This window comes from Leifsonia sp. EB34, from assembly GCF_041260585.1.
In the GTDB taxonomy this organism is placed as follows: domain Bacteria; phylum Actinomycetota; class Actinomycetes; order Actinomycetales; family Microbacteriaceae; genus Leifsonia.
Genome location: NZ_JBGCCV010000001.1, coordinates 51,290 through 76,845 on the forward strand (window position 1 = coordinate 51,290; position 25,556 = coordinate 76,845).

The 25,556-nt window shown below is 71.0% G+C and carries 23 protein-coding genes; 19 read left to right on the forward strand and 4 right to left on the reverse strand.

Annotated features, from left to right (window positions below; all coding sequences use genetic code 11):
- Positions 1-59 precede the first annotated feature (59 nt).
- The gene (locus ABIA36_RS00255) at positions 60-2,984 is read left to right on the forward strand and encodes an MMPL family transporter (RefSeq protein WP_369960096.1); all 2,925 of its coding nucleotides are present in this window, start codon (positions 60-62) and stop codon (positions 2,982-2,984) included.
- A complete protein-coding gene (locus ABIA36_RS00260; RefSeq protein ID WP_369960098.1) occupies positions 2,981-4,972 on the forward strand; it encodes a YhgE/Pip family protein in 1,992 nt (663 codons plus the stop codon). The genes ABIA36_RS00255 and ABIA36_RS00260 overlap by 4 nt, the downstream gene beginning before the upstream one ends.
- 42 nt (positions 4,973-5,014) lie before the next feature.
- Here the strand turns inward: ABIA36_RS00260 and ABIA36_RS00265 are convergent, their stop codons facing one another.
- Positions 5,015-6,169, reverse strand: coding sequence for an SLC13 family permease (locus ABIA36_RS00265; protein WP_369960100.1), 1,155 nt, complete (start codon positions 6,167-6,169; stop codon positions 5,015-5,017).
- A gap of 77 nt (positions 6,170-6,246) precedes the next feature.
- Between ABIA36_RS00265 and ABIA36_RS00270 the strand changes: the two genes are divergently transcribed.
- The gene (locus tag ABIA36_RS00270; RefSeq protein WP_369960102.1) at positions 6,247-6,444 is read left to right on the forward strand and encodes a hypothetical protein; all 198 of its coding nucleotides are present in this window, start codon (positions 6,247-6,249) and stop codon (positions 6,442-6,444) included.
- Between the two features lie 98 nt (positions 6,445-6,542).
- Positions 6,543-7,007, forward strand: coding sequence for a hypothetical protein (locus tag ABIA36_RS00275; protein WP_369960104.1), 465 nt, complete (start codon positions 6,543-6,545; stop codon positions 7,005-7,007).
- 79 nt (positions 7,008-7,086) lie between these two features.
- Here ABIA36_RS00275 and ABIA36_RS00280 read toward each other — a convergent pair whose 3' ends face one another.
- Positions 7,087-8,463, reverse strand: a complete 1,377-nt coding sequence (locus ABIA36_RS00280) for a glucose-6-phosphate dehydrogenase (RefSeq protein ID WP_369960106.1) — start codon at positions 8,461-8,463, stop codon at positions 7,087-7,089.
- Positions 8,464-8,492: 29 nt separating this feature from the next.
- Here ABIA36_RS00280 and ABIA36_RS00285 point away from each other — a divergent pair, with 29 nt between their 5' ends.
- From ABIA36_RS00285 to ABIA36_RS00295, 3 genes are read left to right on the forward strand one after another with little or no spacing between them, the layout of a single operon-like run.
- Positions 8,493-10,271 (forward strand): glycoside hydrolase family 15 protein, encoded by a 1,779-nt coding sequence (locus tag ABIA36_RS00285; protein ID WP_369960108.1) that lies wholly within the window; start codon positions 8,493-8,495, stop codon positions 10,269-10,271.
- Positions 10,268-10,570: an ATP-dependent Clp protease adapter ClpS gene (clpS, locus tag ABIA36_RS00290; protein ID WP_369960110.1), complete on the forward strand. Its 303-nt coding sequence runs from the start codon at positions 10,268-10,270 to the stop codon at positions 10,568-10,570. Before ABIA36_RS00285 ends, clpS begins: the two co-directional genes overlap by 4 nt.
- Positions 10,567-11,094: a DUF2017 domain-containing protein gene (locus tag ABIA36_RS00295; protein WP_369960112.1), complete on the forward strand. Its 528-nt coding sequence runs from the start codon at positions 10,567-10,569 to the stop codon at positions 11,092-11,094. Before clpS ends, ABIA36_RS00295 begins: the two co-directional genes overlap by 4 nt.
- A gap of 11 nt (positions 11,095-11,105) precedes the next feature.
- Here the strand turns inward: ABIA36_RS00295 and ABIA36_RS00300 are convergent, their stop codons facing one another.
- Entirely contained in the window at positions 11,106-12,227 is a 1,122-nt protein-coding gene (locus ABIA36_RS00300; protein ID WP_369960114.1) for a hypothetical protein, read from the reverse strand.
- Between the two features lie 229 nt (positions 12,228-12,456).
- Here ABIA36_RS00300 and ABIA36_RS00305 point away from each other — a divergent pair, with 229 nt between their 5' ends.
- The 10 genes from ABIA36_RS00305 to ABIA36_RS00350 all read left to right on the forward strand — a co-directional run bounded on the left by ABIA36_RS00305 (position 12,457) and on the right by ABIA36_RS00350 (position 23,416).
- The gene (locus ABIA36_RS00305; RefSeq protein WP_369960115.1) at positions 12,457-14,514 is read left to right on the forward strand and encodes a hypothetical protein; all 2,058 of its coding nucleotides are present in this window, start codon (positions 12,457-12,459) and stop codon (positions 14,512-14,514) included.
- Positions 14,511-15,533, forward strand: coding sequence for a LacI family DNA-binding transcriptional regulator (locus ABIA36_RS00310; protein ID WP_369960117.1), 1,023 nt, complete (start codon positions 14,511-14,513; stop codon positions 15,531-15,533). The genes ABIA36_RS00305 and ABIA36_RS00310 overlap by 4 nt, the downstream gene beginning before the upstream one ends.
- A 22-nt stretch (positions 15,534-15,555) precedes the next feature.
- Positions 15,556-16,866: an ABC transporter substrate-binding protein gene (locus tag ABIA36_RS00315; RefSeq protein WP_369960118.1), complete on the forward strand. Its 1,311-nt coding sequence runs from the start codon at positions 15,556-15,558 to the stop codon at positions 16,864-16,866.
- Positions 16,867-16,868: 2 nt separating this feature from the next.
- Positions 16,869-17,825 (forward strand): carbohydrate ABC transporter permease, encoded by a 957-nt coding sequence (locus ABIA36_RS00320; protein WP_369960121.1) that lies wholly within the window; start codon positions 16,869-16,871, stop codon positions 17,823-17,825.
- Between the two features lie 77 nt (positions 17,826-17,902).
- Positions 17,903-18,754, forward strand: coding sequence for a carbohydrate ABC transporter permease (locus ABIA36_RS00325; protein WP_369962042.1), 852 nt, complete (start codon positions 17,903-17,905; stop codon positions 18,752-18,754).
- A gap of 40 nt (positions 18,755-18,794) precedes the next feature.
- Positions 18,795-19,805, forward strand: a complete 1,011-nt coding sequence (locus ABIA36_RS00330; RefSeq protein WP_369960123.1) for a hypothetical protein — start codon at positions 18,795-18,797, stop codon at positions 19,803-19,805.
- 41 nt (positions 19,806-19,846) lie between these two features.
- Positions 19,847-20,875, forward strand: a complete 1,029-nt coding sequence (locus tag ABIA36_RS00335; RefSeq protein ID WP_369962043.1) for a glycosidase — start codon at positions 19,847-19,849, stop codon at positions 20,873-20,875.
- Positions 20,876-20,931: 56 nt separating this feature from the next.
- Positions 20,932-21,270 (forward strand): YciI family protein, encoded by a 339-nt coding sequence (locus ABIA36_RS00340; protein ID WP_369960126.1) that lies wholly within the window; start codon positions 20,932-20,934, stop codon positions 21,268-21,270.
- A complete protein-coding gene (locus ABIA36_RS00345) occupies positions 21,270-22,520 on the forward strand; it encodes an RNA polymerase sigma factor (RefSeq protein ID WP_369962044.1) in 1,251 nt (416 codons plus the stop codon). Before ABIA36_RS00340 ends, ABIA36_RS00345 begins: the two co-directional genes overlap by 1 nt.
- A gap of 53 nt (positions 22,521-22,573) precedes the next feature.
- Positions 22,574-23,416, forward strand: a complete 843-nt coding sequence (locus ABIA36_RS00350; RefSeq protein ID WP_369960128.1) for an NAD(P)-dependent oxidoreductase — start codon at positions 22,574-22,576, stop codon at positions 23,414-23,416.
- Between the two features lie 92 nt (positions 23,417-23,508).
- Here ABIA36_RS00350 and ABIA36_RS00355 read toward each other — a convergent pair whose 3' ends face one another.
- Entirely contained in the window at positions 23,509-23,730 is a 222-nt protein-coding gene (locus tag ABIA36_RS00355) for a PLDc N-terminal domain-containing protein (protein ID WP_369960130.1), read from the reverse strand.
- 245 nt (positions 23,731-23,975) lie between these two features.
- On the opposite strand from ABIA36_RS00355, the gene ABIA36_RS00360 reads away from it, so the two are divergent.
- Together ABIA36_RS00360 and ABIA36_RS00365 are read left to right on the forward strand one after the other, a co-directional pair.
- Positions 23,976-24,209: a hypothetical protein gene (locus ABIA36_RS00360; protein WP_369960132.1), complete on the forward strand. Its 234-nt coding sequence runs from the start codon at positions 23,976-23,978 to the stop codon at positions 24,207-24,209.
- Positions 24,210-24,439: 230 nt separating this feature from the next.
- Positions 24,440-25,546 carry an AI-2E family transporter gene (locus tag ABIA36_RS00365; protein ID WP_369960134.1) on the forward strand — a complete coding sequence of 369 codons (1,107 nt, stop codon included), beginning with the start codon at positions 24,440-24,442 and terminating at the stop codon, positions 25,544-25,546.
- The last annotated feature ends 10 nt before the right edge of the window (positions 25,547-25,556 follow it).

Genomic DNA, 25,556 nt, shown 5'->3' on the forward strand with positions numbered 1-25,556 from the left:
GAAACCCTTCGACAGGCGCTCCATCCGCCCTGTCGTTCCACTTCCCTGCTGGAGAACGTGTGTCCTCGCTCCTGTATTCGATCGGCCGTTGGGCCTTCCGCGCCCGCAAGCTGGTCCTGTCACTGTGGCTGCTGCTGCTCGTCCTCCTCGCGGGCGGCGCCATCGCCTTCAACCAGGGTACGGACAACACGTTCAGCATCCCCGGCACCGAGTCCCAGGCGGCGCTCGACACGCTGAGCAGGACCTTCCCGCAGGTCAGCGGGACCAGCGCGCAGATCGTCGTGGTGGCGCCGAAGGGCGAGACGGTCGACCAGCCGGCGATCCAGCACCCGGTGGAGAGCACCGTCGCCGACCTCGCGAAGACCCCCGGCGTCGCCGGCACGACCTCCCCGTACAGCACGACGGTTAAGAACCTCATCTCCGACGACCGCACCGCCGCGATCATCACGGTGCAGCTCCACGGCCAGCAGACCACCGTGCCGGCCGAGACCAAGACCGCGATCAAGGACGCCGGCGCCGCGCTGCAGAAGGAGCTGCCGTCCGGCTCGCAGACCGCGGTCGGCGGCCAGCTCTTCTCGCAGAACCTGCCCACCATCTCGCCCACGGAGGGCATCGGGCTGGTGATCGCGATCGTCGTGCTCATCATCACGTTCGGGTCGATCCTGGCGGCCGGGATGCCGCTCGCGACCGCCCTGCTGGGCGTCGGGCTCTCGATGGCGCTGATCTTCCTCGCGACGCTGTTCGGGCCGATCTCCTCGACCACTCCCCTGCTGGCGCTGATGCTGGGCCTCGCGGTCGGGATCGACTACTCGCTGTTCATCATCTCGCGGCATCAGAGTCAGTTGAAGGCGGGCGTCGATCCGGAGGAGTCCGCCGCGCGCGCGGTGGCGACCGCCGGCTCCGCGGTGCTCTTCGCCGGGATCACGGTCATCATCGCCCTGGCGGGGCTGGCCGTCGCCGGGATCCCATTCCTGACCACGATGGGACTGGCCGCCTCGGTCGCGGTCGGCATCGCCGTGCTCGTGGCGCTCAGCCTGACGCCCGCGTTCCTCGGCTTCGCCGGGGCGCGGATCACGCCGGGACGCCGCGCAGCCAAGCGCGCTGAGCGTGCCGCACGGCGCGCTGCCACTCCGGACGCGGAGGCCGGGGCACCCGCGGAGGCCGAACCGGTCACCGCGACGCGCGCCAACCCGTCGCTCGCCCACGCCGCGACGGCCGAGATCCCGAAGGGTCCCTTCCGCACCTGGGTGCGTGCCGTCACGCGCTTCCCGATCGCGACCGTCGTCGCCGTCGTCGTCGCCCTCGGCATAGCGGCGGTCCCGGCCCTCCAGCTCCGCCTCGCCCTCCCGGACGCCGGCTCGCACCCCAAGTCCGACCCGGCACGCATCGCGTACGACCTGGTGTCCGAGCACTTCGGGCCCGGCTACAACGGCCCGCTCATCATCACCGGCTCGATCATCTCCAGCCACGACCCGCTCGGGCTGATGAAGAAGCTCGGCGCCGAGATCGCCGACCTCCCCGGCGTCGCCGCCGTGCCGCTCTCCACGCCGAACCAGAACGCGGACACCGGCATCGTGCAGGTCATCCCGACCACCGCGCCGGACGACCCGCGCACCGCCCAGCTCGTCTCCGAGCTGCGCGCCAAGCACCAGCACTTCCTCGACGAGTACGGCGTCGACCTCAAGGTCACCGGCACGACCGCGGCCCAGATCGACGTCTCCAGCCGGCTCGCGGGCGCGCTGCTGCCGTTCGGCATCCTCGTCGTCGGGCTCTCCCTCGTGCTGCTGACCATGGTCTTCCGCTCGATCGCGGTGCCGATCAAAGCCGCGCTCGGCTACCTGCTGTCGGTCGGCGTCGCCTTCGGCGCGGTCACGGCGGTGTTCGAGTGGGGCTGGTTCGGCGACGCCGTCCACCTGGACAAGACGGGGCCCGTGATCAGCTTCATGCCGATCATCCTGATGGGCGTGCTGTTCGGGCTGGCGATGGACTACGAGGTCTTCCTGGTCAGCCGGATCCGCGAGGACTACGTGCACGGCGGCGACGCGCGCCGCGCCATCCAGAGCGGCTTCGTCGGCTCGGCCAAGGTCGTCACGGCCGCGGCCATCATCATGATCTCGGTGTTCGCGGCGTTCGTGCCGGAGGGCGACGCGTCCATCAAGCCGATCGCGCTCGGCCTCGCCGTCGGCGTCTTCGTGGACGCGTTCATCGTGCGGATGACGCTCGTGCCTGCGGTGCTGCAGCTCCTCGGCGACAAGGCCTGGTGGATGCCGCGCTGGCTCGACCGCGTGCTCCCCTCCTTCGACGTGGAGGGCGACGGCCTGCAGAAGGAGCTGGAGCTGGCCGACTGGCCCGAGCCCGGCTCCCGCTCCGTCGCCGCGGCGGACGGCCTGTCGGTCAGCGCGCGGCGCACCCCGCTGCTGCGCGATGTGTCGTTCCGCCTCGGCGACGGGGAGGTCCTCGTCGTGCACGGCCCGGACCGCACAGCCGCCCTCGCGCTGCTGATGGCGGTCACCGGCCGCACGCGCGTCGACGGCGGAACGGTCAAGGTCGCCGGCTTCGTCCTCCCGACCCGCGGATCGGCTGTGCGCTCGCGGACCTCCGTGGTCCGGCTCGACCGCGCCGAGACCCCGGTGGAGGATGTGCGCCGCGCCCTCGCCGACTCCCCCGCCATCCTCGGCCTGGACGCCGCGGACAGCCTGACCGACCCCGTCGAGCGGCGGCGCGTGCGCACCGAGCTCGGTCGTGCCTTCGCCGACGCGGCCGCGGCCGGGCGCCCGTTCGCGCTGGTCGTGAGCTGTGTGGACCCGTCCGGGCTGGACGACCTGCTGCCCGACACCGCCGAACCCACCGCGGTGCGGCTCGTCGTCGACACCGACGGGGCTGCGCACGGCACCGCGTCCACTCCCCCGGCGACGGCGCCCGCGCTCACCGACAACGCCGACCACCACCCTGCCGCCCACCTCGAGAAGGCGAACGCCCGATGACCACCCCACCGCCCTCCCCTTCCCCGAACCCGGCTCTGCGCCGCCCGCGCTCGCTGTTCTCGCTGGAGCGGATGCGCTCCGACAAGCGCGTGACCTGGCTGACCATCGTGGGTATCGTCCTCGTGCCGCTCGTCATCGGCGGCCTGCTGGTGTGGGCGCTCTGGAACCCGACCGCCCGGCTCGGCGAGGTGAAGGCCGCGGTGGTGAACCTCGACCAGCCGGTCACCGTCAACGGCCAGATCGTGCCGCTCGGCCGGCAGATGGCCGCGGGGCTGCTCGGCGCGAAGAACGAGAACTTCACCTGGGTGCTCACGGACCAGAAGGACGCGAGCGCGGGCATCGCGGACGGCGGCTATGTCGCGGTGGTGACCATCCCGAAGAACTTCTCGAAGGCGGCGACCTCCACCGCGGGCACCTCCGGCGCCGCCACACAGGCGACCATCGACGTCCGCACGAGCCAGAAGTCCAAGCTCGTGGACCCGGCGATCAGCCAGGCGGTGACCACGACCGCTACCGGGGTGCTCAACAAGCAACTCACGACGACGTACCTGGAGAACGTGTACGTCGGCTTCAACACGCTGCACGACCAGCTCGCGAAGGCGGCGTCGGGCGCGGGATCGCTCTCGACCGGGCTGACCCATCTCGCGAGCGGCACCCACCAGCTCGCGGACGGGGCGACCCAGCTCTCCACGGGAGCCGACTCGCTGGCCAGCGGGCTCGGTCAGCTCTCCGGAGGCGCCTCGGGGCTGGCGAGCGGGCTCGGGACGCTGTCGAACGGGATGACGCAGTACGCGAACGGCGTGTCTCAGGGCGCGACGGCGGCCCAGCAGCTCCCGTCCGGAGCCGCACAGCTCGCCACCGGCACCGCGGGCGTCCGCGACGGCGTCGGCAAAACGGTCGCCGGGCTGACCGACCTCCACAACAACTGCGTGCTCGTGCACACCGCGGCCGACCCGATCTGCCTCGGCATCCAGTCCGCCATCGACGGGATCACGAATCCGGACCCGCGGCAGGGTCTCCAGGCCGCCGCGACCCAGGTCGCCTCGGGCGCCCAGGCGTTCTCGAGCAGCGTCGCGCCGCTGCCGGGGCAGCTCGCCCAGTCGGCCTCGGCCGCGCAGCAGCTCGCCTCCGGCGCGTCCCAGTCCGCCTCCGGAGCGCAGCAGCTCGCCTCGGGCGTGCAGCAGTCCGCGGACGGCGCGTCCCAGTACGCGACCGGCGTGCAGCAGTTCGCGGCGGGTGTGCCCGCGCTCGCGACCGGCGCCGACCAGTCCGCCGCGGGGGCGGCCTCCCTCGCCTCCGGACTGAACCAGGCCGTGGCGAAGCTTCCGAGCTACGACGCGGGGCAGCGCACCAACCTGGCGTCGGTCGCCTCGGAGCCCGTCGGCCAGAAGCAGTCCGGGACTCCTGCGTTCGGGGCGTCCAGCGTCCCGCTGTTCGCGTCGGTCGCGCTGTGGCTCGGAGCGTTCGCCTCGTTCCTGGTGCTGCAGGCGATCTCGCGGCGCGCGCTGCTGACCTCCCGCGCGGCCGGACGGATCGCGTCCGACGGCCTCCTGCCGGCCGCCGCGATCGGCGTCGTCCAGGGCGTGCTCGTGGCGGCGATCATGCAGCCGGCGATGCAGCTCGGGGTCGGCGCGTGGTTCGGCTTCGCAGGCGTGGCGGCGGCGGCCGCGGTCTGCTTCGCGGCGATCAACCACGGGCTCGTCGCGCTGTTCGGCGGCCTGGGACGGTTCGTCTCGATGCTCGTCGTCGTGGTCACCCTCGCCTCCGGGATCGTGTCGACGGCGCCCGGGTTCTTCGACAGCGTGACGGCGTGGCTGCCGACGTCTCCCGCGATCACGGCGCTGCAGGGCGTGGTGGACGGGCCGACGGGCGTGTGGCGCGGACTCGGCGGCCTCCTGATCTGGACCGCGATCGGCTTCGCGCTCGCGCTGGTGGCGGTCGCCCGCCGCCGCATCGTCACGGCCGCGCAGCTCCTCCCCGCCGAGTGAGTGCGCGCCGAGTGACCGCCGAGTGACCGAACAGGGGTCGGGTCAGACCGTGGCGGAGAGGGCGAGCGTCGCGAGCACGACGGTGACCGGCGCGACGATCAGCCCGAGGAGCATGTAGCGGCCCCAGCGGATGCGGACGTCGAACGACGTGAGCCGCTGATGCCACAGCAGGGTCGCCAGCGACGCCCACGGCGTGATCAGCGGACCGGCGTTGACCCCGATCAGCAGCGCCGCCAGCCGCACCGGGCTACCCGCCGCCGGCTCCAGTGCGAGGTAGGCCGGGAGGTTGTCGATCGCGTTGGCGCCGACCATCCCGGTCACCGACAGCCGCAGCAGCGCCAGCGGCGACTCCCCGGAGCCGGAGACGCGCGCCAGCAAAGTCCCGAGACCGTTCGCGTGCAGCGCCTCGATGAACAGGAACAGCCCGGAGGCCAGCAGCACGAGCTGCCACGGCAGCAGCCCGAACCGCAGCACCGAGCGTCGCCGCACTGCGAACAGCACGAGCAGCACGACCGCCGCGCCGGAGGCCGGGATCCACACCGGGATCCCCGACACCAGCAGCGGCATCAGCGCGACCACCACCGCGGCGGCGGTCCAGAACAGCACGGGGTCCTCGATCCCGTCCTCCTGCCCCGTCTCGTAGCGGACCAGCAGCCGCTTGCGCGAGATGACGAACACGACCACCAGCGGCACGACGATCGCCACGAGCGCCGGCGCCCACATCAGGGCGGCGAAGGCGAACGGCGTGGGGTCGCCCATCGCGTGCTGGGCGAGCAGGTTGGTGAGGTTGGAGACCGGGAGCAGCAGCGATCCCGTGTTCGCGATCCACACCGTGGTCAGCGCGAACGGCAACGGGTCGAGGCCCGAGTGCCGGGCGAGCACGATCACCACCGGTGTAAGCAGCACCGCCGTGGTGTCGAGGGACAGGAAGATCGTGCTCAGCGTCGCCACGACGGCCACGAGCAGCCAGAGCAGCCACGCCCGGCCGCGCCCCCAGCGCGCGGTCTGCTGGGCGACCACGGTGAACACGCCCGCCTCCGAGGCCAGCTCGGTCACCACCGTCACGGCGACGACGAAGAGCAGGATCGGCCAGACGCGCTCCCAGAGGGCCACGGCGTCCGCGCCGGGAAGCAGCCCGGTGAGCACCGCGACAGCACCCAGCAGGAGCAGCACAGCGCCGACGATCGCCGTCCGCATCCCGCTCCTCTCCACGCGCCTCCCTCAACCCGACGCCTTCGGAAGCGTACCCTGGCGGAACGAGCGAAAGGACCCGGATGCGCAAGTACATCTTCAACGGAGCGATCATCAGCGCGGTGATCGGACTCTGGACGACCGTCCAGTCGACCAAGGAGGGCCGCCGCGACTGGCGGGTCGTGCTGATGTGGATCAGCGCCGCGATCAGCGTGGTGATCGCGGTCGGGTCGGTCCTGGAGGAGTCCCGGGAGGCCGACGAACGCGAAATCCGGCGCTGACCGCAGGATTTCCGCGATTCGCACGGCGTGTCCGCGCGTCGTGAGGGACATCCGCCCCGAAACTGGATCTCGACGGAGAACCTGGAAGGGGTATAGCGATGTTTGGTCGTAGGCGGCATGCCGCCGCCGAAGTGCAGGCGGCGCCGATCCCCCAGCTCACGGACGCTCAGATCCTCGAGGTCGTGCACATCAAGATCGCCGAGCTGATCGGCGACCGCGGCGAATGGACGGTGTCGCGCCGTTCGGCCGACGACACCGACTCCATCTTCCACTCCGTCCTCGCGCAGTCCGTCTCGGTCGGCATCGCCGCGGCCCTGGTGGAGGCGCGTCGCCGCCTGGAGGCCGGGGAGGCCGCCGTCGTGGCGCCCGAGCCGCAGCACCGCGCTCCCGCCGAGCCGGTCGCCATCGCGGAGGCGGCGCCTGTCGCCGCCGAGCGCGAGGAGCAGGAGCACGAGGAGCCCGCCGCGTTCGGCTGGGAGCCCGCCCCGATCACCGTCTGGACCGACCTGCGCAAGCCCGTCACCGGCGAGATCCCCGCCATCGCGGAGCGTTCCGCGGCCTGAGGCCGCTTCTCCCCAATCGGCCCGTCAGCTCAGTTCAGCCCGTCGGCTCCGTTCAGCCCGTCCGCTCAGCCCCGCCCGCTCAGCCGATCTTCTTCCACGACGCCGGCCCGTCCGAGCCCGCACGGTAGGTCTGCAGCGGCACCTCGCCCTTCTTCCACGCCGCGATCACCGGCGCGACGATCCGCCACATCTCGACCGCCGTGTCGCCGCGCACCGAGAGCGACGGGTCGCCGTCGAGGATGCCCTCCAGCACCTCCGCGTAGGCCAGCAGCAGCCCCGGGCCGAAGTCCGCGCTGAGCGCCACCCGCTCGATCACGTGCGGGTCGTCCGGGCCGTTCATGTTCAGCTCCAGCGACATCGCGTCCGGGGCGAGCATGATGCGCAGCATCGTCGGCTCGCGGTGCCCCTTCAGCCCGCGCGGGATGTGCCGCGCCGGCTTGAACGTGACGAGGATCTCGCGCCGGCGCGAGCCCAGCGCCTTGCCCGAACGCAGCGTGAACGGCACCCCCGCCCAGCGCCAGGTGTCGATCTGCACCGTCACCTCGGCGAGCGTCTCGGTGTCGTTCGCCGGGTCGACGCCCGGCTCGCTCGTGTACGCCGGGAGCTTCTCGCCGTCGACGGTCCCCGCGGTGTAGCGGGCGCGCCGGCTGGCCGCCACCGGGTCGTCGTTCCACACCCGGGTCGCGCGCAGCACCGTCGCCTTCGCATCGCGGAGGTCGGTGGCGTCGAGCGCACTCGGCGGCTCCATCGCGACCACCGCGAGCACCTGCAGCAGGTGGCTCTGGATCATGTCCATCAGCGCACCGGCGTGGTCGTAGTAGCGGGCGCGGTCCTCCAGCCCGAGCGACTCGTCGTAGACGATGTCGACGCTCTGGATGTGGTCGCCGTTCCACACCGGCTCCAGGATGCTGTTCGCGAAGCGCAGGCCGACCAGATTCAGCACAGTCGAGTTGCCGAGGAAGTGGTCGACGCGGTGGATCTGGTCCTCCGGGACCAGCGTCGCCAGCCGCTTGTTGAGAGCGATGGCCGAGCGCCTGTCGGTGCCGAACGGCTTCTCGAGGGCGAGCGTCAGCCCCGCAGGCAGCGTGAGCTTGCCGAGCGCCTCGCAGGCCTTGGCGGTGATCGCGGGCGGGAGCGCGAAGTACAGCGCGGGCGCTCCCTCGCAGGCGTCGAAGATCTTCTGCAGGTCGTCGGGCTTCGTCACGTCCGCTGGGAGGTACACCGTGCGCTTGAGCAGCTCCTCCACCGCCGGGCCAGCGGCTTTCACGGTCGCGAACGACTTCTTGACCACCGCCCGCCAGTGCGCGTCCGACCAGTCTTCGGCCCCGGAGCCGACGAGGTGGAAACGCCGTTCCGGGTGGTGGGTGAGCAATTGCCCGATGGCAGGGAGGAGGAGCCTCGACGACAGATCGCCACTCGCTCCGAGAATCACCAGAGTGCCCACGGACTGCGTCATGCGCTTCACAGTACGGCCATACTGGGGATATGTCGCTCCCCATCGAGGATTACGCCCTGATCAGTGACTGCTTCACCGGGGCCCTCGTCGGACGGGACGGCAGCATCGACTGGTTGTGCCTGCCGAGATACGACTCGCAGTCCACTTTCGGCGCCCTGCTGGGCACCGAGGACCACGGCCGCTGGCTGCTCGCACCCTCCGACCCCGACGCCACCAGCACGCGCGCGTACGAGCGGGACACCATGATCCTGGTCACCCGCTGGCGCACCACCACCGGCGAGGTGGAGGTGGTGGACGCGATGCCGATGGGCGACCACCGGGCGGACCTGGTGCGGCGCGTGCGCGGTGTCAGCGGAAGCGTCGAGATGCGCCAGGAGCTGCGGATCCGCTTCGGCTACGCGACGGCCATCCCGTGGGTCCGCAAGATCCCCGACCAGAAGCCGGCCGCACTGGTGGCGGTCGCCGGTCCGGACGGGCTGGTCTTCCGCGGGACGACGATGCATGCGGCGGACCACGCCCACCAGGCGAAGTTCACCGTGAAGGCCGGGCAGACGGTGGACCTTTCGATGACGTGGTTCCCGTCGCACCGCCCGGCGCCGGCCGCGCCCGACGTGGAGACCTCTCTGCAGAAGACGCGGGAGTGGTGGACGACGTGGGCGGAGAACTGCGACCACGAGGGCCCGTATCGCGAGGAGGTCGTGCGCTCGCTGCTCATCCTGCGCGCGCTGACCCACCTGGAGACCGGTGGCATCGTCGCGGCGGCGACAACCTCCCTGCCCGAGAACTTCGGGGGCGAGCGCAACTGGGACTACCGCTACGTGTGGCTGCGCGACGCGTCGCTGACGATCAGCGTGCTGCTCGCGCATGGCTACGACGACTCGGTCGACCACTGGCGCGACTGGCTGCTGCGGGCGATCGCCGGCGACCCGGGCGACGTGCAGATCATGTACGGCCTCTCCGGCGAACGCGATCTCGCCGAACGCGAGCTCGACAGCCTCCCGGGCTACCAGGGTGCGCGTCCCGTGCGGATCGGCAACGACGCGTCCACGCAGTTCCAGGCCGACGTCATCGGCGAGGTCATGCTGGCGCTCGACCACGGCCGCACGGCCGGCGTCCCCGAGACGCGGTTCTCGTGGGCGCTGCAGCGCGCGTTGATGCGCTTCCTGGAGGACAACTGGCGCAAGCCCGACCACGGCATCTGGGAGATCCGCGGTCAGGAGCGGATGTTCACGCACTCCCGCGTGCTGGTGTGGGCTGCCTTCGACTGCGCCATCCGCGGCGTCGAGCAGTACGGCCTCGAGGGGCCGGTGGAGCGCTGGCGTCACCTGCGGGACCAGATCCGCGCCGACGTGGAGGCCAACGGCTTCGACGAGCACCGCGGCACGTACGTGCAGTACTTCGGCACCACCGAGGTGGACGCGTCCCTGCTGCTGCTCCCCCAGGTCGGCTACTGCGGCTACGACGACCCCCGGATGCTCGGCACGGTGAAGGCGATCGAGGAGGACCTGATGCGCAACGGCCTCCCGCTGCGCTACCGCACCGAGAAGGGCGTGGACGGCCTCCCGCCCGGCGAGCACCCCTTCCTGGCCTGCGCGTTCTGGCTGGCCGAGCAGTACGCGCGCTCGCACCGGCTCGACGACGCGGTGCGCCTGATGGACCGCCTCGTCGCGCTGGCCAACGACGTCGGGATGCTCTCCGAGGAGTACGACGTCGAGGGCCGCTCGCAGGCCGGCAACACGCCGCAGGCGCTCACGCACCTCGCCCTGGTGCGGGCCGCGGACGCCATCGCCGAGGTGCAGGCCGGGTGACGCCCGCGATCGCGGAGCCCGCCACCGAGGAGGAGGTCGACCTCGGCGAGCGGCTGGAGCTCGGCGCGCCGTGGGTGACGATCGTGTGGAACGACCCGGTGAACCTGATGTCGTACGTCACCTACGTGTTCCGGAGCTACTTCGGGTTCTCCCGGGCGGAGGCCACGCGCCTGATGCTGCTCGTGCACAACGAGGGCCGTGCGGTAGTCGCGACCGGCACGCGCGAGGAGATGGAGCGGCACGTGGAGGCCATGCACGGCTACGGTCTGTGGGCCACCCTGACGAAGGCGGACGCGTGAGGCCGTTCCGCGCCGACCGGCGCGGCGGCGGCGTGCACGCGCGGTTCGAGGCGGCGGAGGTCGCGGTGCTGATCCGGTTCGCGGCGGAGGCCGCCGACCGGGCCGGGCGCGCCGCGTCGCCGGACGGCCCGCAGGCCGATCCCGCACTCGCGCGGCTGCTCCCCGACGCCTACCCCGACGACCCGGAGGCGTCGGCGGAGTTCCGCCGGTTCACGGCCGAGCGCCTGGCGGAGTCGAAGGCGCAGAACGCGAACGTCGTGATCGCGTCGCTGAGCGGCCCAGCGGGCGACAGCGGGTCGGGCGGCGCCGTCGATGTGCGCCTGGACGCCGAGCAGGCGCAGGCCTGGCTGCGCGCGCTCACCGACATCCGGCTCGGGCTGGCCGCCGGCCTCGGCATCGAGGAGGACGGCGACGAGGGCGACGTGCACGACCTGGAGTCGGCGACGCGCCGGGCCGTCTACGACTGGCTCGCCGCCGTCCAGGAGTTCCTCGTGCTCGCGCTCGCCCGCGCCGAGCGCCACTGACCTGCCCGGGGTCAGACGGGGAAACGCACCGCGGCCGCGGCGGGGCCGCCGCCGGGGACATCCTCCGCCCGCAGCGCGTAGATCTTCGCCTTGGAGGCCAGCGAGCGCCGGATGATCTCGTCCACCACGCCGTAGTTGCCCCCGGTGTCCTCGTCGGCGTAGGTGATCTTGCCGGTCTCCTCGTCCAGCGAGCCGGGCACCCGGCGGTCGATGTCGACCACGAGCGTCTCCACCGCGCCGTAGGTCGCCGCGCGGGCGATGTCGCTCAGGTCGGCCGTGGCCGTGCCCGCGGCGATCCGGGTGGAGAAGTCCTCCTTGAGCGCGGCGATCTTGCCGGCGTACAGCCGGTCGAGCACGCCGCGCGCGGCCGCCGCCAGCTCGTCCTCGGTCTTCTCCTCCGGGTTGCCCGCGATCACGTCCTCCACGAGGCGCGGGTAGTCCGTGGCGCCGCGGAAGATGCCGATCAGCGGCTCGGCTGCGGCCAGGATGAGCGGATCGGTCGAGGTGGCGAGCAGCGGGTGCAGCGCCCGCTCGATCGCCTGCACGTACTCCAGCATCCGCACCTTCTGGCCCTCGGCGCCCTGGATGCGGCCCTCGGCGGAGCGCCCGCTGACAGAGGTCTTGCCGACCACCGAGGCGACGTCCTTCGGCATCCCCTCGACCTCGATCAGCGCCGGCGGGAGTTCCGGGTCGATGCGGATCAGGCGCACAGAGTTCTGCGCCAGCGCGAGGATGAGCGCCGACTGCGGGAAGGTCACGGCGCGCAGCAGCGGCTTGATGTGGAAGCGGTCCGCGACATCGCACGCGGAGGTCAGCCGGTTGGGCAGGCGGAAGGTCTCGGCGACCTCCCCGTCGAGGAACACGGCGAGCGAACGCGACTGGTAACGCCAGAAGTCGCGGTCCTCCAGGATGCCCTCGCCCTCGGCCCTGACGGCCGCGACCCGGGGCCCGGCGACGCCCATCGACTCCAGCGATTTCAGCGCCAGCGCGAGGTGGTTCTTGAGCTCGATCCGCGCCCGGTCCGCCTCCGGCGGTGTCGTGCCGGTCGGCAGATAGATGCTGACGCAGCCCGGTCCGCGGTGCGCTGCGATCCTCTCGATGTCGGCCTTGGTCGGAATGTCCTTGTACTCCACGTTTCCTCCTCGGTCGCGAGCCGGCCGGACGTCAGCGGCCGGTCGCCCCAGTCTCGTCGCGGGCGCAGATCGGCACAAGACCCCCGGGGGTGGACCGTCGGGTGATCCGGTTGACAGATCCGAAAAGCGCGGCTACCGTCCTTTAAACCGGTTTAGACGCCTCCCGTTCAGGGGACGACACCGGTGATCGAGGCTCCTACGGCATTCGAGCACACAGACAGGAAACGCAATGAAGCGGAATCGACTCCTCGCCGCCGCGACGGGCGCAGCCCTCGCCGCCGCCGCGCTCGTCCCGGTGATCGCCGCCCCGGCGAACGCCGCCCCCGCCCCCGCGGCGCCGACGGTGACGAACCTCGCCCACCTGAACTTCCTGCTGGACGATGTCCCGCTGCTCAGCGGCGTCGCGGGTCACTCCACGTACCGGCAGAGCCAGGAGCCGACCGCGCGCGCCCCGTGGGTGTACGCGAACCACAACGCCGACGGCAGCTTCACGCGCGTCGGCGGCGGCCCGATCACGAACGCCGCCAAGGGCTGGTACGCACAGGGCTCGTTCGACGCCGACGACATCTCCCGCGCGGCGGTCGTCTACCTCCGCGACTGGAAGCAGAACGGCACGGCCTCCAGCCGCGCCTCCGCGTACGAGCTGCTGCGTGAGCTCACCTACCTGCAGGTCGACTCCGGCCCGAACGCCGGCAACGTGGTGCTCTGGCAGCAGCACGACGGCACCCTGAACCCGTCCGCGATCCCGGTCGAGCAGCCGAACCCGAGCGACTCGGCCGAGTCGTTCTGGCTGGCGCGCACGGTCTGGGCGCTCGGCGAGGGCTTCGCGGGCTTCCAGAAGGCCGACCCGGCCTTCGCGTCCTTCCTGCAGCAGCGGATGTCGCTCGCGCTGCGCTCGCTGGAGCACCAGTCGCTGGCCAAGTACGGCACGACGGAGCAGGCCAACGGTGTCACCGTGCCCGGCTGGCTCATCGTCGGCAGCGCCAGCCCGACCGCGGAGGCCGTGCTGGGCCTCAGCGCGTACACCGCTGCGGCGCCGGGTGACACTCAGGCGCGCACCGACCTCCAGCGCTACGCGAAGGGCATCGCCGGTCTCTCCTCCGGCGGAACCGGCCAGTGGCCGTTCGGCGCTCTGCTGCCCGAAGCCAACTCCCCCACCTTCTGGCACGCCTGGGGCGGGATGCAGCCCGCGGCACTGACTGCGGCCGCGACCCAGCTTCACGACGGCAGCCTGCAGAGCGCCGCGAACACCGACCTCGCGAGCTTCACCCCGCAGCTCCTCGCCAGCGGCGGCCCCGACAACGGCTGGACGCCGACTCCGGCCGACCGGTCCCAGATCGCGTACGGCGTCGATTCCCGCGTGGAGGGCCTGGTCGCGGCGTCCGACGCAACCGGCTCCACCGGCCTCGCCACCCTGGCGGGCGCCCAGGCCGCCTGGTACTTCGGCGCCAACCCGGCCGGCGTCCCGGTCTACGACCCGGCCACCGGCGTCTGCGTCGACGGCATCGGCGGCGACGGGAGCGTCAACCACAACTGCGGCGCCGAGTCGGTCATCCACACCGAGCTGAGCATGCTCGCCCTCGACGCCCACCCCGCGATCAAGCGAGAGGCGCTGGCGCTGACGCACACCGCCGCGACGGACGGCATCCAGGTCGTCGAGGCCGAGAAGGGCGCCCTCACCGGGCCGGCCACGGTCGTCGCCCCGCCGTCCGCCTGGACGGGCTCGGCCAACTGGTCCGGCGGCGCGTACGTCTCCGCCTCGACCGGAGCGACCGTCACGATGACCCTGCCGGCCGGCCACCCGGCCGCGCGAATCCTCCCCATCGAGGACCTCGGGCCCGATGGCACCGCCACGAGCGGGTCGGGCACGACGACGTGGACCGCGAGCGCGGGCCACCGCACCGTCTCGCTCGGGACCAGCCAGAACGTCCGCCCCGGCGCGCAGGGCATCGCGCCCACCCCGGTGTTCCTGCTGCCGCAGACCCTCCCGGTCTCCGCCCCCGCCGACGCGACCACCGTCACCGCCCGGGTGAACGGCCAGGCCCGGCTCGACGCGGTGCTCGTGCAGCCGGTGGTCTCGCACCTCGGTCTGACCGGCGCCGGCCGGCTCGACGTCTACGTCAACGCCACCGCCCAGACCGTCCCGCAGCACCTCGGCTCCTCCGGCCCGGTGCTGGCGACCCGCTATGACGGCTCCGGCCGCCAGGTCGGCGCTCCGATCCCGCTGAACGGGCACGGCACGGTCACGGTCGTCCCCGGCGGCTTCACCACGGTGGTGCCGCGGTGACACCAGCCGACATCACGATCAACGACGTCGCCCGCGCGGCGGGCGTGAGCAAGGGGCTCGTCTCCCTCGCCCTCAACGGCAAGCCCGGCGTGGCCCTGGAGACCCGCGAGCGCATCCTCTCGACCGCCCGGGAACTGGGGTTCACCCCCAACCCGAGCGCCCGGGGGCTCACCACCCGGCGCGCCTACGCGCTCGGCCTCATCCTGCGCCGCGCCGCCCGCACCATCGAGGTGGACCCGTTCTTCGCGGCGTTCATCGCCGGCGTCGAGACCGTGCTCTCCGAGCGCGGCCAGGTGCTCGTGCTGACGGTCGTCCCGGACCACGAGGCGGAGGCCCGCGCCTACGAGCGGCTCGCGCTCGACAAGCGGGTGGACGGCTTCCTGCTCACCGACCTCCTCGCCGACGACCACCGCATCGGGCTCGTGCAGAAGTTCGGCTCGCAGGCCGTCTCGCTCGGCGAGCCGGTCGGCGGCAGCCCGTACCCGGTCATCACCCGCGACTACGACTCCGGCATCGACGAGCTGGTCGCGCACCTCCTCGGGCTCGGGCACACGCGCATCGCGCACGTGTCCGGCGACGAGCGGATGCTGCACGGCCTGCGCCGCCGCGAGCGCTTCGAGCAGGCGATCGTCGCGGCCGGTCTCGAACCGCTGGTCGTGCCCACCGACTTCTCGCCCGAACAGGGCGGGGAGGCCACCAAGGCCCTCCTCGACTCCGCGGAGCCGCCCACCGCCATCGTCTACGGCAACGACCCGATGGCGATCGCGGGCATGGGTGTCGCGCACGAGCGCGGCCTCCGGCTCCCCCACGACCTGTCCATCACCGGGTTGGACGGCTCCCAGATCGGGACCTACATCTATCCGAGTCTGACCACCCTGGACAACGACCCGGCCGGCTGGGGCATCGCCGCCGCCACCGCACTGCTGCGGCTGGTGGAGCACGGCGAGCCTGCCGATGTCGCCCTGCCCCCTGCCCGACTGGTGGTGCGCGCCTCCACGGCAGCGCCATCGCGTCACTGAAATCACAGAAAGAGCACAGATCATGCGCAAACGCATCACCGGCTACCGCCGACTCGCGGTCGCCGTCATCAGCGCCGGCGTCGTCGCCGGCACCCTGGCCGCGTGCGGCACCAGCGGCGGAGGCGGTCAGACCGACGCCATGAAGGCCCACGGCCCGATCACCATCTGGTACTCCAACAACTCCCAAGAGGTGCAGTGGGGCAAGGCGATGGTCTCCTCCTGGAACTCCTCGCACCCCAAGGAGCAGATCAAGGCGCAGGAGGTCCCCGCCGGCAAGAGCACCGAAGAGGTCATCGGCGCGGCGATCACCGCGGGCACCACGCCGTGCCTGGTGTTCAACAACCTCCCGGCGGCGACCGGCCAGTGGCAGAAGCAGGGCGGCCTGGTCGACCTGTCGAAGTTCTCCGACGGCAACTCCTACATCCAGAGCCGCAGCGGCAAGTCCGCCGACCAGTACAAGTCCCCGGACGGCGACTTCTACCAGATGCCGTGGAAGCAGAACCCCGTGATGATCTTCTACAACAAGGCCATCTTCCAGAAGGCCGGGATCGACCCGAACAGCCCGGACCTGTCCACCTACGACAAGTTCCTGGCCGCCGCCCAGAAGATCAAGTCCTCGGGAGCGGCGCCGTACGCCATCTACCCGGCCCCGACCAGCGAGTTCTTCCAGCCGAACTTCGACTACCTGCCCCTGCTGGCCGCTCAGACCGGCGGCAAGACGTTCATCGAGAACGGCAAGTCGACCATCACCAGCCAGGACTCGCTCGACGTCGCCAACTTCTGGAAGACCATCTACGCCGACGGCCTCGCCGGCAAGGAGCAGTACCAGGGCGACGCCTTCGCCGACGGCAAGTCGGCCATGGCCATCGTCGGCCCGTGGGCCATCGCCTACTACGGCGACAAGGTGCAGTGGGGCTCGGTTCCTGTCCCGACCAAGGACGGCAAGGCGGCCGACCAGACCTACACGTTCCCTGACGCGAAGAACATCGGCATGTACACGTCCTGCAAGAACCAGGGCACGGCCTGGGACGTCCTCAAGTACGCCACGTCGAAGGACCAGGACGGCAAACTGCTGAACGTCACCGGCCAGATGCCGATCCGCTCCAACGTTTCGAGCGTGTACGCGAGCTACTTCGACTCGCACCCGGCGTACAAGGAGTTCGGTTCCCAGAGCGAGCGGACCGCTGACGACCCGACCGGCGTCAACACCATCGCCCAGCTCCAGGCCCTGCGCGACGCGTACACCAAGTCGGTGGTCAACGGCACCGGCACGGTCGAGGACGCGTTCAAGACCGCGTCGCAGAAGATCGACCAGCTCCAGGCTCAGAAGTAATCATGAGCTCGATCTCCGCACCCTCGGCGGCGGGCACCACGCCCGCCGCCGGGGCGGCCCCCGGGCGGCGTCCGCCTCTGCTGCGGCGGATCCTCGGCCGCAATCCGCTGGGCTGGCTGTTCGCCGCGCCGTACCTGGTGTTCGTCCTGCTGATCTTCGCGTACCCGCTGGTGTACGCGGTCTACATCTCGTTCTTCGACTACTTCTTCGCCGCCCCCGGCGCGCAGGTGACGCAACCCTTCGTGGGCCTGCAGAACTACGTGCAGGCCCTCACCGACCCGGCGGTCATCCAGTCGTTCATCAATGTCGGGATCTTCCTGATCATCAACGTGCCGCTCACCGTGGTGCTGTCGCTGGTGCTGGCGAGCGCGCTCAACAGCGTCACCCGGTTCCGGACGTTCCTGCGCGTGAGCTACTACGTGCCGTACGTCACCGCGAGCGTCGCGATCATCGGCGTCTGGCTGTTCCTGTTCAACAGCACGGGGCTGGTGAACCAGATCCTCGGCCCGCTGGCCCCGAACCCGTCGTGGTTCGTCAACCCGGTGCTGGCCATGCCCACCATCGCGATCTACGTGACCTGGAAGCAGCTCGGCCTCTACATCCTGCTGTACCTCGCGGCGCTGCAGAACGTGCCGCGCGAACTGTACGAGTCGGCGGCGACGGACGGCGCCGGGCGCGTGCGGCAGTTCTTCTCCGTCACGGTGCCGGGCGTGCGCCCGGCGACGGTGCTGGTGCTGCTGCTGGCCACGATCACAGGCGCCAACCTCTTCACCGAGCCCTACCTCCTCACCGGAGGCGGCGGCCCCGACGGCCACTCGACCTCGCCGGTGCTCCTGATCTACCAGCAGGGCATCCAGCAGGGTCACCCGGGCTACGCCTCCGCGATCGGCGTCATCCTCGTGATCCTGGTGCTGATCATCGGCTGGCTGCAGAACCGATTCGCGGGAGGACGCGACTGATGACAACTCTCAAGCCCGCGGGCGCCGACCAGGCGCCGCAGAGTCCGCGCGCCCCCCGGGTGCGCCGCCGCCGCGACATGGCCGCCTCGACCAGACTGAGCCGGCCGCAGGCGATCCTGCAGGGCATCGTGCTGACGCTCGGCGCCATCGCCTTCCTGTTCCCCTTCTACTACATGCTGGTCGGGTCGCTGCAGGCGGCGCCCGACACGACGGTCGCCGGGGCGTTCCCGAATCCGGCGAACCTGACGCTGCACAACTACGCGGCGATCGACTCCCGGATCAACCTCGTGCAGGGGCTGGTCAACTCGGGGATCTTCACCGGCGGGGTGCTGCTGTTCACCGTCGTGTTCGGCGTGCTCGCCGGGTACGCGCTCTCGATCCTCGAGTGGCGCGGTCGCGGGGTGACCTTCGCGCTGGCGCTGCTGGTGCAGACCATCCCGTTCCAGCTCCTGATGATCCCGCTCTACGTGCTCATCGCGCGCAACTACGGACTCGCCGACAACTATCTGGGCATGATCCTGCCGTTCGCGATCAACTCCGCGGCTGTGCTGATCTTCCGGCAGTACTTCCTTCAGTTGCCGCGCGAGCTGTTCGACGCGGCGCGGATCGACGGCGCCGGGGAGTTCACGCTGCTCTGGCGGGTCGCCCTCCCGCTGGTACGGCCCGCCCTGGTGACCGTGCTGCTGCTGACCTTCATCGGCCCGTGGAACGAGTTCCTCTGGCCGTTCCTGATCACGAAGGAGGCGAGCCTGCAGCCGCTGGCCGTCTCGCTGGCGAACTACATCAGCACTGTCGCAGGCTCCACGGCCAACCCGTACGGGGCGATCCTCGCCGGAGCGGTCGTCCTGGCCGCGCCCGTCGTGGTGCTGTTCATCGTCTTCCAGCGCTACTTCATCTCCACCGACATCGGCTCGTCCGTCAAGGGCTGAGCCGACCGCCCACCACCCGTCACGCAACGCAAGGAGAACCGTGGACGCCGCCTACACCGACGCCCTCCGCCTCAGCTACGAGGAGGCGCTGGGTCACACCAACGCCCTCACCGACCACATCTCGACCGACCAGTTCTCGGCGAACTACGTCGACCCGCCGGACTGGGCGATCGGCCCGTTCGAGCGGGACCCGTCGCTGACCTTCCGCCTCGACGGCCAGTGGGAGGACCCCACCGGCGTCGGCTGGACGAGCAGCGCGATCTTCAACCCGACCATGATCGAGCGCGACGGAGAGCTGCACCTCTTCTACCGCGCGTCGCCGCGGATGGAGTCGACGGCCAGCCGGATCGGCCACGCTGTGCGCCGCGACGGAGTCTGGCACGACGACCCGGCCAACCCGGTCGTCTACCCGACGCTCGACAACGAGACCCTCGGCTGCGAAGACCCCAAGGTCTACGAGGCCGACGGCCGGTACGTGCTCTTCTACAACGCCATCCGCCGCACCGCCGAGGGCGAGGCCGCCGTCGACATCATGGGGATGGTCTCCGACGACCTGGTGTCGTGGGAGAAGATCGGCCTCGTGGTCCCGCTCGAGGTCTCGCAGGGCTGGGCGAAGGGCGCCGTGGTGCCCCGCGACGAGCACGGCCGTGCCGTGCGGATCGGCGGCGAGTACCTGATGTACCTCTCCGAGGGCTGCGGAGGCCGGCCGATGATCGGTCACTCCGACGACCTGGTCTCCTGGACCTTCTCCGAGCAGCCCTACCTCGACCTCTCGCCGCTGCCCGGCAGCCTGTTCGAGGTCGCCTGCGCCGTCGTGCGCGGGGACGACCTCGTGCTGGACTTCTTCTACGCCGACGCGAACGGCGACTTCGCCGCCGCCCAGGCCCACTATTCCATCGACGCCCCGTTCACGCAGACCGGCCTCCACCGCGGCGGCTCGCTCGCGTGGGGCGGCCTGCAGAAACTGGACGGCCGCTGGTCGTTCGCGCAAGGCTGGGACGCTCCCCGCGGCGAGCGCGAACTCTACGTCTACAAGGAGGTCACCAAGTGACTGAGCCCTTCCCCTACGCACTCTCCCGCGCCGGCGTGGTGATGACCCCGGATCCGGGTGAGCCGCTGGAGTCCGAGGGCGTGCTGAACCCCGCGTCCGGCCGCGATGCCGACGGTGTGCTGTACCTGCTGCCGCGGCTGGTCGCCGACGGCAACGTGTCGCGCGTGGGCCTGGCCCGCGTCGTCGTCGAGGACGGCGTGCCCGTCGGCGTCGAGCGGGAGGGCGTCGTGCTGACGCCCGACCGCGACTTCGAGCGCGGGCGCCGGAACTCCGGAGTGGAGGACCCGCGGACGACGTTCGTGCCGGCCCTCGGCCTCCACGTGATGACGTACGTCGCGTACGGTCCGCTCGGCCCGCGCACCGCCGTCGCCGTGTCCTCGGACCTGCGGTCGTGGCAGCGCCTCGGCCCGGTGAGCTTCGAGTACGACGACGCGCTGGGGGTCGACCTGGCGCTGTTCCACAACAAGGACACGGTGTTCTTCCCCGAGCCGGTGACCGGCCCGGACGGCGTGGAGAGCCTGGCGGTGCTGCACCGGCCGGTGTGGGATCTCGGCGAGGTCCGGGAGGGCGAAGGCGCGCACCCGCCGACCGGCCTGGAGGAGAAGCGTCCCAGCATCTGGATCGCGTTCATCCCGTTGGCCGCGGTGCGTGAGGACCTCGGCGAGCTGAGCCGGTGGCGGCACAACCGCTTCCTGGCCGGCCCCGAGTTCCCGTTCGAGGAGCTGAAGATCGGCGCCGGCCCCGCCCCGATCCGGGTCCCGGAGGGCTGGCTGCTGCTGCACCACGGCGTCACCGGACGCCTGGAGCGCGGCGTCGACCAGCAGAAGCACGTCAACTACTCCGCCGGGGCCATGATCCTCGACGCCGACGAGCCGTGGAAGGTGATCCAGCGGACCGCCGAGCCGCTGCTGAGCGCCGAGACCGAGGAGGAGCGCAGCGGCATCGTGCCGAACGTGGTCTTCCCCACCGCGATCGAGCGCGTCGGCGACACCGACTGGGTGTTCTACGGCATGGCGGACTCGAAAGTCGGCGTCGCGAAGCTGGAGCGGGTGGCGCGTTCCGCGACATGATGTCGAGATGACGCCCTCGGCGTTCGTATGAACGGTGAGAGGAAGGAATCACGATCATGTCCCAGTACCTGCTCAGCGTCTACCAGCCCGACGGACCCGTCCCCGAGCCGGAGGTCCTCGCCGCGATCGGCGAGGACCTCGACGCGCTCAACACCGAGATGCGCGCGGCCGGCGCCTGGGTGTTCTCCAACGGCCTGCTGCCCCCGCAGTCGGCGACCGTGCTGCGCCCGTCCGGCTCCGAGGTGCTCGTCACCGACGGCCCGTTCGCCGAAGGCAAGGAGCACCTCGGCGGCTTCACCATCGTCGACGTCCCCGACTTGGACGCCGCCCTCGAGTGGGGGCGACGCCTCGCCGTCGCGACGACGCTGCCGATCGAGGTACGGCCGTTCGCGTGATGAGCGGGGATGGCGCGGCCGTCTCCTCCGGAACGATCGATTCGATCTTCCGCGAGGAGTACGGCCGCGCCGTCTCCGTGCTCTACCGCTCGCTCGGCGACCTGGACCGCGCGGAGGACGCCGTGCAGGAGGCGTTCGTCGCCGCCGTCGCCCGCTGGCCGGTCGACGGGCTCCCGCCCGCGCCGGCGGGGTGGCTCATCACCACCGCCCGCCGCCGCGCGATCGACCGGCTGCGCCGCGAGGCCGTCGGAAGGGAGCGGGAGGCCGAGGCCGCGGTCCTGCTCGCGCTGGCCTCCCACCTGGAGGAAGCCGAGGCGGGCGCCGTGCCCGACGACCGCCTCCGGCTCATCTTCACCTGCTGCCATCCGGCCCTCGCGCCGAATGCTCGCGTTGCGCTGACCTTGCGGCTGCTCGGCGGCCTCCGCACCGCCGAGATAGCGCGGGCGTTCCTGGTGCCGGAGACGACGCTCGCGCAGCGGATCTCCCGGGCGAAGGCGAAGATCCGGGATGCGCGGATCCCGTACCGCGTCCCGTCCGCCGCAGACCTCGCGGAGCGGCTCGGCTCGGTGCTCGCCGTCGTCTACCTGATCTTCAGCGAGGGCTACACCGCGACGGCGGGCGACCGGCTGGTGCGGGAGGAGCTGTGCAGCGAGGCGATCAGGCTCGCACGCCTCCTCACCGCCCTGCTGCCGGACGAGCCGGAGGCGCAGGGGCTGCTCGCTCTGCTGCTGCTGGTCGACGCACGCCGTGCGGCCCGGGTGGACGCCGACGGGGCGATGGTCGCCCTCCCCGACCAGGACCGCACCCGCTGGGACGCCGCGCTGATCGCCGAGGGGCACGCGATCGTGCGCCGCTGCCTGCTCGCCGGACGTCCGGGCCCGTACCAGCTCCAGGCCGCCATCCAGGCGGTGCACGACGACGCCGCGCGTGCCGAGCAGACCGACTGGCGGCAGATCGTCGCCCTGTACGATCAGCTCCTCCGGGTGCAGCCCTCCCCCGTCGTCGCGCTCAACCGGGCGGTCGCGGTGGCGGAGGCCGTGGGGCCCGGGGAGGCGCTGGCTGCCATCGAGCCGCTCCGCGACGAGCTGGAGTCGTTCTATCTGCTGCACGGCATCCGCGCCGGGCTGCTGCGCCGGGGCGGACGACCGGAGGAGGCCGCGGCCGAGTACAACGCGGCGGTGCGGCTGTGCGCCAACGACAGCGAGCGGGAGTTCCTGGTGCGCCAGCGCGGGCTGCTGCCGGAGAGCTGATCCGCCGGACATGCCGGGTTCCCCCTGCGCCGTCGACGGTGGAGAGTGGCCCTATGGACATCGCATTCCTCGGGCTCGGCCGGATGGGCCGTGAACTCGTCCCGCACCTGATCGACGCCGGACACACCGTGACCGTCTGGAACCGTTCGCCGGAGCCGGCCGAGACGACCGGCCGTCGCGGCGCGCGCGTCGCACCGTCGGCGGCGGACGCCGTCGCCGCTGCTGACACGGTCGTGAGCGTGCTGTTCGGTCCGGACGCCGTGCGCGAGACGCTGCTGGACGCGGAGCTGCCGTGGCGCCCCGGCGCGCTCTGGATCGACGTGACCACCGTCTCCCCGGACGACGCCACCGAGTTCGCCGGCCGCGCCGCCGCGCTCGGCATCCGCTACGTCGCCTCCCCCGTCGTCGGCTCGCTCGCCCCCGCCCGCGCGGGAGCGCTCGCGGTGTTCGTCGGCGGCGACCATGACGCGACGCGCGACGCGAAACGCGTCGTCTCGCTGTGGGCCGACCAGGAGAAGCTGCGCACCTTCGACACGCCCGCCGCGGCGGCCGCCGCCAAGCTCGTCGCCAACCTGGCGCTCGCCATCGCGATGGAGGCCCTGTCGGAAGCACTCCGCCTCGGCCGGGCGGCCGGCCTCAGCGACGACGAGGTGCTCGCCACGCTCTCCCTGACCGCCATCGCCCCGCTCGCCGCCATGAAGGGACCGCTCGTGACCGCGGGCGACTACGACGACGCCCAGTTCACCGCGGACGCCCTCGCCAAAGACACGCGGCTCATGCTGGCGACCGCGGACGTTCCACTGCCGGTGGTCGCGCTCGTCTCGGCCGAGCTGCAGCGCGCGATCGACGCGGGACAGGGTGGGAAGGACTTCTCGGTCATCGCGCGCGACCGGTGAGCGCGGCCCATCCGGAGGGTGAATCAGGAGGCTACGAAGCGGCGTCGGAGTTTGCCGGCCGTTGTCGCCCGTCGCGCCCGACTTGCTGATCCTCAACGATGGGGAGGGCAAGCGAGCTGCGGCGTCTTCTCGCCGATTGCAAACCAAGCGATCGATCCAAGCACCGGGAGGGCCACCAGGACGACAACCCACGCGAGGCGCGCCAGTGGGGAGATAAACCGCTGCCTGAGGACCTGAACGAGGGCGACCACGAAGAGCACCGCGATAGTGGCCATCGCGACGATTCCTACAAGAACAAAAAGGATGAGTTCCATACCCCCGCGCCCTTCCCCGTCCGGACGACGGCGCCCTGACCCAAGCGAGGCTAGCACCGTCGAGGTCGTCAGGTAAACCATCTGTAATCCTACGTGTTTGCTATACATTTCGTGAGTCGTACGAGGACTCGACTGCAAACGGGAAAAACAGACAACGGAGTAGACACTGAAGCCAGTTCACTACTGGCGCTTCCTACACGCGCACCCACAACGGCACGTTCTACTACGACGGCTCGCGCGTGTGGGTGACCACACAGACGAGCGGTTACACCGGTTCTCACCAGTGCTTCACGAACTACAGTGTCGGCTTCAACCTCACCGGCACCGCATGCAATGAAAGCGGCAGCACTTCAGCACGCAACCTCTACTCCGGATGGGACGTGAACCCCAACGGGACGCCTCTGGTCTACAACGTCTCCATGACCGCGACGGTCAAGGCCAACGGCACGATCAGCGGCTTCGGAGCCACCGTGGGATAGTCACCCAACTGAGCTGAGGCCGGCCCACTCAACAGTGCTAGCGGGCCGGCCTCACTGACGTCGAAAGTGATCGACCTCCGCGCTCTCACCCGACCAGCGTGACCACGCCACCCCACCGTCGACTGCCGCATCGCCCGCGACCGTTGACCCCCACGCGCTTGTAACCCCGGCCCCCGCCCCCTACGCTCGGCGCATGGCGTGAAATATTCGCCGGACCGAGAGGCGGGGCCATGCGTTTCATCCAGTCGCCGGAGCGGCGCATGCACGCGCACGATCCCGACACCGGCAGCGCGCCGCTCCTGACGCGCCGCCCGCTGCTGTTCGGCTTCGTCGTCACCCTCGGCGCACTGGGCGCGGTCGCCACCGGCTACATGCTCTACGGGTTGCGCTCGATCATCTTCTCGGTCTTCCTCGCCGCCTTCGCAACGGTCGGCCTGGACCCGCTGGTCCGCTGGTTCCAGCGGCACGGGATGAAGCGGGCCTGGGCGATCGTCACGGTCATCCTCCTCATCGTCGGCGTGCTCGTCGCGATCATCTGGGTGGTCGTTCCGCTGATCGTGCAGCAGATCACGAACCTGGCGACGGCCATCCCCGCCGAGGTGTCGAAGCTGCGCGCGGAGGGCTGGTTTGACACCACGAACGCGGCCAGCAACGGCGTCCTCGGCCAGGCGGTCACCTGGATCTCCGACCAGGTGAAGAACCCGCAGACCTGGGCGAACATCGGCAACGGTCTGGTCGGCGTCGGCCTCTCGGTGCTGAACGGCTTCACCACCGGCTTCTTCATCGCCATCCTGACGATCTACTTCATCGCCTCCTACGACTCCACCAAGGCGTCGCTCTACCACCTGGTGCGCCGCTCGCACCGGGACTCGTTCGAGGGCTACACCGAGCGCATCCTGCAGAACTTCGGCAAATACCTGAGCGGGATGGTGATCCTCGCGTTCCTCAACGCGACATACAGCCTCATCCTGCTGCTGGTCACGGGCGTGCCCGGCGCGTTCCTGATCGCGCTCGCGGCGTTCTTCATCACGCTCATCCCGCTCATCGGTACGGTGCTCACGACCGTGCTGATGACCGTGCTTGCGCTGATCCACTCCCCCGTGAGCGCCCTCGTCGTGCTGGTCTTCATGCTGATCTACATGCAGGTGGAGGCCTACATCCTGACCCCGAAGGTGATGGGCAAGGCGGTGCAGGTCCCCGGGTCGGTGGTGCTCATCTCGGCCCTCGCGGGGTCGACGCTGTTCGGGCTGCCCGGAGCGTTGGTCGCCATCCCGATCTCGGCCGGCATCATCCTGATCGTCAAGGAAGTCGTGATGCCGCGGAAGGATCGGACCTAGCGGGCGTAGA